We start from the raw sequence: 5,714 nt of genomic DNA, 5'->3' as shown, positions 1-5,714 counted from the left end.
GCCGCGGCCGACGTCGCGGCCGGGGAACTGACACGGACGACGGACCTGGCCGCGAAGATCGGCGCGGCAGGCGAGGGGGCGGACCTGCTCGCCCGCCTGTCCTGGCCGCCGGCTCCGGCCGACGGCGAGGTGCTCGCGTCCGCGGTACGCGACTGGACCGGCGAGGTGGCACGTCTGGACGCGCTCATCGCCGAGTCGCTCGCCGCCGACGCCCTGCAGGATTCGATGTGTGCCCACCGGGTCAGCCGCGACGAGCTCGACTCCGAGGCAGCAACACTGGCGCGGCGACGTGACGTCTTGCCGGAACTGGTCCGGGCCGCCGAGGCGGACCTGGACGCGGCCCGGCTGGCCGCCGCCACGGTGCCGGCGCTCGAGCGGGCCAGGGTCGCGGCCACCGAGATGCTGGCCGCCGCCACCGAACTGGCGGTGCAGMGGCGGGCCCAGGCCACGGCCGCACGCGAACTCGCCGAGGCCCGGGACCGTCACCACCAGGCGCGCACCGCGCTGCTCGACGTCCGTGAGCGCAGGCTGGCCGGGATGGCCGCCGAGCTCGCCGCCGGACTGGTCGACGGCGAGCCGTGCGTGGTGTGCGGGGCCGACGAGCACCCGCGGCCCGCCGCCCAGCCGGACTCGGTGGTCACCAAGGCCGACGAGGACGCGGCCCGCGCGGCCGAGCAGCACCGCGCGGACGCGGTCGCCGACGCGTCGGCACAGCTGACGAAGGTGGAACTGGCCGTCGAGGTCCAGATCGAGCGGGGCGGGGACCGGGACGCGGACGAACTGTCGGCCGAGGTGCGTGACGCCACCGAGCGGCACGCCGCCGCCGCGGCACTCGCCGACGGCGAGCCCGGGTCGGCGACGCGGCTCGCGGAGTTGCGGTCGGAATCCGCCCGGGTGCAGGAGCGTGCCGCCGCCGTCAGCGCCGAGGCCGCGGCGCTCGACGCGCAGATCGCCGGCATGGCAACGCAACTCGACCAGATCCGGGCCCGTGTCACGGCCGCGACGGGCAGCGACGAGAGTCCGCGGATTCGCCGTGACCGGCTCGAGGAACTTGCCGCGGCGGCGTCGCGGCTGCGCGACCAGCGCACCGCGACCGGGACCGCGCAGGACGCCGCGGAGGCCTTGGCGCAGAAGGTGATCGGGGCTGCCGCCGAGGCCGGATTCGCCGCCGTCGATGCCGCCGTCGACGCGGTCAGAGGGGCCGGTCGGATCGCGGAGATGGAGGCCTCGCTGCGGGACGCGCGGGACCTGCAGGTGCGGGTCGAGTCGGTGCTCGCCGAACCCGAGACGGCGGCCGCGGCCTTGCTCGGGCCGGTCGATCCCGCGGAGGCCGAGGCCGCGGACCTGGCGGCGAAGACCGCGGCGAAGGCCGCGGTGGGGGTGTCCGCGGACGCGCAGCGCAGGCTGCAGGACCTGGACCGGCTGGTGGGGCAGCTCGCGGCGGAGGTCCAGGCACTGGCCCCGGCGCAGGCGCGGCACGACGAGTTGGCCGGGCTGGCCGACGTGATCGAGGGCCGTGGGCAGAACGCGCGCAAGATGTCGTTGCGGTCCTATGTGCTGGCGGCCCGGCTCGAGGAGGTCGCGCTGGCGGCGTCCACCCGGTTGCGGCGGATGTCGGCCGGACGGTACGAGTTCGTGCACGCCGACGGCGCCGGCACGGGGCGCAAGCGCGGCGGGCTGGGACTCGACATCCGCGACGACTACACCGGGGTGGTGCGGTCGGCGAAGACGCTCTCCGGCGGCGAGTCGTTCCTCGCGTCGCTCTCGCTCGCCCTCGGACTGGCCGACGTCGTGGCCGCGGAGTCCGGGGGACTGGTGCTGGACACGATGTTCATCGACGAGGGCTTCGGCACACTCGACGCCGACACCCTCGAATCGGTGATGGGCGTCCTCGACGAGCTCCGGGAGGGCGGCCGGGTGGTCGGTATCGTCAGCCACGTCGACGAGATGAGGCAGCGGATCCCCAGCCGGCTGCACGTGATCCGAGGCCGGACGGGATCCACGGTCGAACTGATCGCCGGCTGACGCCGCGCCCGGGCGCGGCGTCAGCCGGGTGAGTCGCTGGTCGCTCAGACGGGGTCGGGGAGGACGGTGTCCTCCGCGGGCGACCCCGCGGCCGGCGACTCGGCGTCCGCGCCCGGTGACTCGGCGTCCGCGCCCGGTGACTCCGCGTCGTCCGTGCGGGGTTCGCTCGAGCCCGGCGGCGCGCCGTCCGGGTCGTCGCCCTGCTCGTCGAGTTTTCGGTCCACCTGTTCGCCGATGTAGCGGATCACCACCGCGCCGCAGGCGGCCACCGGGACGGCCAGGAATGCGCCGACGATCCCGAACAGCGACGATCCCGCGGTCACCGCGAGCAGCACGATCGCGGCGTGCAGGTTCATGCTCCGGCTCTGCAGCACCGGCTGCAGCACGTTGCCCTCCAGCTGCTGCACCGCCAGCACGATGATCAGGACGATCAGGGCGGTGGTCCAGCCCTTGGCCACCAGCGCCACCAGCACCGCCAGCGCGCCGGCGACGAAGGCACCGACGATCGGGATGAAGCCGCCGAGGAAGGTGAGCATCGCCAGCACCGGTGCCAGCGGCACTCCGAGCACGATCAGCCCGAGGCCGATGAAGAACGCGTCGACGAAACTGACGAGGGCCTGGGTCCGGATGAAGCCGCCGAGGGTGTCCCACACCCGCACCGCCACGGCCTCGAAGTGCCGGCCGGCGCGGCCGCCGCTGACCCCGTGCAGCCACGGCAGGAACCGTGGTCCGTCCTTGATGAAGAAGAAGGTCAGGACCAGCACCAGGAACAAGGCGATCAGCATCGAGGCGGTCGCGCTGACGCCGCTGAACACGCCCGTCGCGATCGACTGCGCGCTCGACTGCAGCTTGGTGATGATCGCCTGGACGGCCGAGTCGATCTGGTCGTCGCGCAGGTTCACCGGCGGGCCCTTGAGCCACTCCTGGACCTGGCGCAGACCCTGGCTGGCCTTGTTGGCCAGCTCGGGGGCCTGGTCGACCACCGAGGGGATGATCAGCGCGATGATGCCGGACAGGACGGCGATGAACCCGACCAGGGTGATGCCGGCCGCCGCGGCGGGAGGGAGGCCGCGGCTGGTCATCGCCCGGGTCGGCGGCCACAGCACCGTGGACACCACGATGGCCATCAGCACCGGCAGCACGACCACCCACAGCTGGCCGAGCGCCGCCCACACCACCCAGGCGCCGGCGGCGATCGCGACCAGGCACAGCGACCACTTGGCAAGCCACATGCCGCCCGCGCCGAGCACGTCACCGCGGTCGATGAAGTGTCGCCGCGCCGGATTCGGGGCGGCGGTGGTGGGCGTTTCGCTCACGTTCGGTCCTTCCTGGCGGGATATTGGGCCGAATCTACCGCGCCGACCCCTCGTGGGAGAGGAGCCAGCGTTTCGTCGGCAATCCCCACCGGAAGCCTCCGAGCGCGCCGCCGATCCGCACCACGCGGTGGCACGGGACGAACAGCGCGGCGGCGTTGCGGGCGCAGGCCGACGCCGCGCCCCGGACCGCGGCGGGCCGGCCGGAGCGGACGGCGAACTCGGTGTAGGTGATCGGCTCGCCGGCGGGCACGTCGCGGAGCACGTCCCAGGCGTGCGTCAGGAACTCACCCGAATGCTGTTGCACCGCAATGGCGTCGACGGCCTCCAGGTCGCCGTCGTGGTAGCGGGTCACGGCGCGGGTCACGGCCCCCAGGTCGGCTCGCGGGGTGATTTCGGCGGGCCGCAGGCTGGGATGGATCAGCGCCCGCAGCTCCTCGGCGTCGCCGGTCCAGCCGGAGGCGAGCACCGCGCCGTCTGCGTCGACCACGGCGGTGAAGGGGCCGACAGGGGTGGGAACGGTGGCGTAATTGGCAGTCATCTCTGGTCCTCGTGGTCGGGGAGTGTGGGTGGGATCGCGCCGCGCCGCGAAAGTGCGGCACGCCACAGGTGCATCGACGCGTACGAGCGCCACGGTGCCCAGCGCTCGCCCTCGGACAGGTCCACCTCGAGCGCGGCGGCGCCGCGGCGCACCACCAGGTCGGTGCCGAGCAGCGTGTCCGGGTCGGCCAACGTGCGCATCGCGACGTAGTCGGCGGTCCACGGCCCGATCCCGGGGTAGGACATCAGGTCCGCGCGCAGGTCCGCGGCGGTGCGCCCGGCGTGCAGGACGAGGGTGCCGTCGGCCAGCGCGGCGGCGGCGCCGATCACGGCGTCGATCCGGCGCGCCGGTCCGGCCAGCACCTCGCGGCCCCGCGCGGCAATGGTTGCGGCGCTGGGGAATCCGTGCGTGAGTGCCGCGTCGTCGACCGGTTCGCCGAGGTGTGCCACCAGCCTCGCGGTCGCGGTGGCGGCCGCGGCCAGCGAGATCTGCTGACCGATCATGGTGCGCAGCAACAGTTCCTCGGCGTCGATGCTGCCGGGCACCCGGATCCCGGGCGCGGAGTCGACACTCTCGGACAGGGCAGGGTCCGCGCGCAACGCGGCGTCGACGGACTGGGGGTCCGCGTCCAGGTCGAGCAGGTGCCGCAGCCGGGCCACGGCGGGCGCGAGGTCGCGCATGTCCTGCAGGGTCAGGTCGGTCAGGACGTGGCCGACGTGATTTTGACGAGTGGGGTTGATCCGCACGGCGGCGACCCCGGTGCCGTGCGGCAGGCGCACCGTCCGGCGGTACTCGCCCGCGGCGAACAGTTCCAGGCCGTCGACGGCGTGCGCGGACAACTGCCAGGTCAGCCATCCCGCGTCGAGCGGTTCCCGGTAGGGCAGCCGCAGCCGGACGGTGCCCGCCGTCGGTCCGCCGCCGTCGGTCCGTCGCGCGGCCTCGGCACGCATCGCCGACGGCGTCGCGGCGAAGACCTCGCGGACCGTGTCGTTGAACTGCCGGATGCTCGAGAAGCCCGCCGCGAATGCGACGTCGGACATCGGCATGGCGGTGGTCTGGATCAGCAGTCGCGCGGTGTGGGCCCGGTGCGCCCGGGACAGGGCGAGCGGCCCGGCGCCGAGTTCGCTGGTCAGCGTGCGGGTGAGCTGACGCGTGGAGTACCCGAGCGAGGCGGACAACGCGGCCACCCCGCCGCGTTCGACGGCGCCGTCGGAGATCAGGCGCATCGCCCGGGCGGCCAGGTCGGAGCGGACATTCCACAGCGGCGAACCGGGTGCGGCGTCGGGCAGGCAGCGTCGACAGGCCCGGTAACCGGCCTGCTGGGCGGCGGCCGCGGTGGGCAGGAAGGTGACGTTGCCGGGTTTCGGCGTGATCGCCGGGCAGGACGGCCGGCAGTAGATGCCGGTGGTGCGCACCGCGGTGATGAACTGCCCGTCGAAGCGGGCGTCGCGGGCGGACACCGCGCGGTAGCAGCGCTCGAAGTCCAGGTGTGGTGCGGTCACGACTCCACTGTGGCAGCCGCGCCGGTGGCGACGCTAGCGGGAATCGGACATCACCGTGTCGTCGAGGTCGTACCCGCCTGGCGGCGCGCGGTCAGCAGCAGCGTGCGTCCGGGTGCGCGTCCGCATCCGCGTACCGGGCGCGCCAGTACTCGCGTTCGCTGGGCACCGGGGCGTCGGGATGGGCGCGGCGCAGGTGCTCGGCGTACCGGGCGTAGTCGTGGTCGCCCATCACCGAGGTGACCCACCACCACAGCCCGTGGACGACCCGGCGCAGCCCGGCCATCAGTGGTGCCCCCCGACGGTGTGGGCGGCGCCGGGCGCGCGGACCTTGCC

At 74.1% G+C, this 5,714-nt stretch carries 5 protein-coding genes; 1 reads left to right on the top strand and 4 read right to left on the bottom strand.

Annotation, left to right across the window (positions count from 1 at the left end; all coding sequences use genetic code 11):
* Window positions 1–2,025: SbcC/MukB-like Walker B domain-containing protein (locus AC1DU4_RS25945; RefSeq protein ID WP_477844792.1), on the top strand; the 2,025-nt coding region annotated here is incomplete at its 5' end.
* Between the two features lie 44 nt (window positions 2,026–2,069).
* On the opposite strand, the gene AC1DU4_RS25940 is transcribed toward AC1DU4_RS25945, so the two are convergent.
* From AC1DU4_RS25940 to AC1DU4_RS25925, 4 genes are all read right to left on the bottom strand, one after another.
* A complete protein-coding gene (locus AC1DU4_RS25940) occupies window positions 2,070–3,257 on the bottom strand; it encodes an AI-2E family transporter (protein WP_477844796.1) in 1,188 nt (395 codons plus the stop codon).
* Between the two features lie 118 nt (window positions 3,258–3,375).
* Window positions 3,376–3,879 carry a methylated-DNA--[protein]-cysteine S-methyltransferase gene (locus tag AC1DU4_RS25935; protein WP_477844790.1) on the bottom strand — a complete coding sequence of 168 codons (504 nt, stop codon included), beginning with the start codon at window positions 3,877–3,879 and terminating at the stop codon, window positions 3,376–3,378.
* Window positions 3,876–5,381 (bottom strand): AlkA N-terminal domain-containing protein, encoded by a 1,506-nt coding sequence (locus AC1DU4_RS25930; protein WP_477844788.1) that lies wholly within the window; start codon window positions 5,379–5,381, stop codon window positions 3,876–3,878. The genes AC1DU4_RS25935 and AC1DU4_RS25930 overlap by 4 nt, the downstream gene beginning before the upstream one ends.
* Window positions 5,382–5,472: 91 nt before the next feature.
* Window positions 5,473–5,664, bottom strand: a complete 192-nt coding sequence (locus AC1DU4_RS25925) for a YbdD/YjiX family protein (RefSeq protein WP_477844794.1) — start codon at window positions 5,662–5,664, stop codon at window positions 5,473–5,475.
* Window positions 5,665–5,714 lie beyond the last annotated feature (50 nt).

The organism is Rhodococcus sp. P4_F5, assembly GCF_056401315.1.
Note: the sequence above shows the minus strand (reverse complement) of the source record. Positions and strands in the feature narration are given on the sequence as shown.

Coding starts and splice junctions, on each gene's coding strand:
- AC1DU4_RS25940 (WP_477844796.1), bottom strand. CDS start 3,257: ATGTGGCTTGCCAAGTGGTCGCTGTGCCTGGTCGCGATCGCCGCCGGC.
- AC1DU4_RS25935 (WP_477844790.1), bottom strand. CDS start 3,879: ATGACTGCCAATTACGCCACCGTTCCCACCCCTGTCGGCCCCTTCACC.
- AC1DU4_RS25925 (WP_477844794.1), bottom strand. CDS start 5,664: ATGGCCGGGCTGCGCCGGGTCGTCCACGGGCTGTGGTGGTGGGTCACC.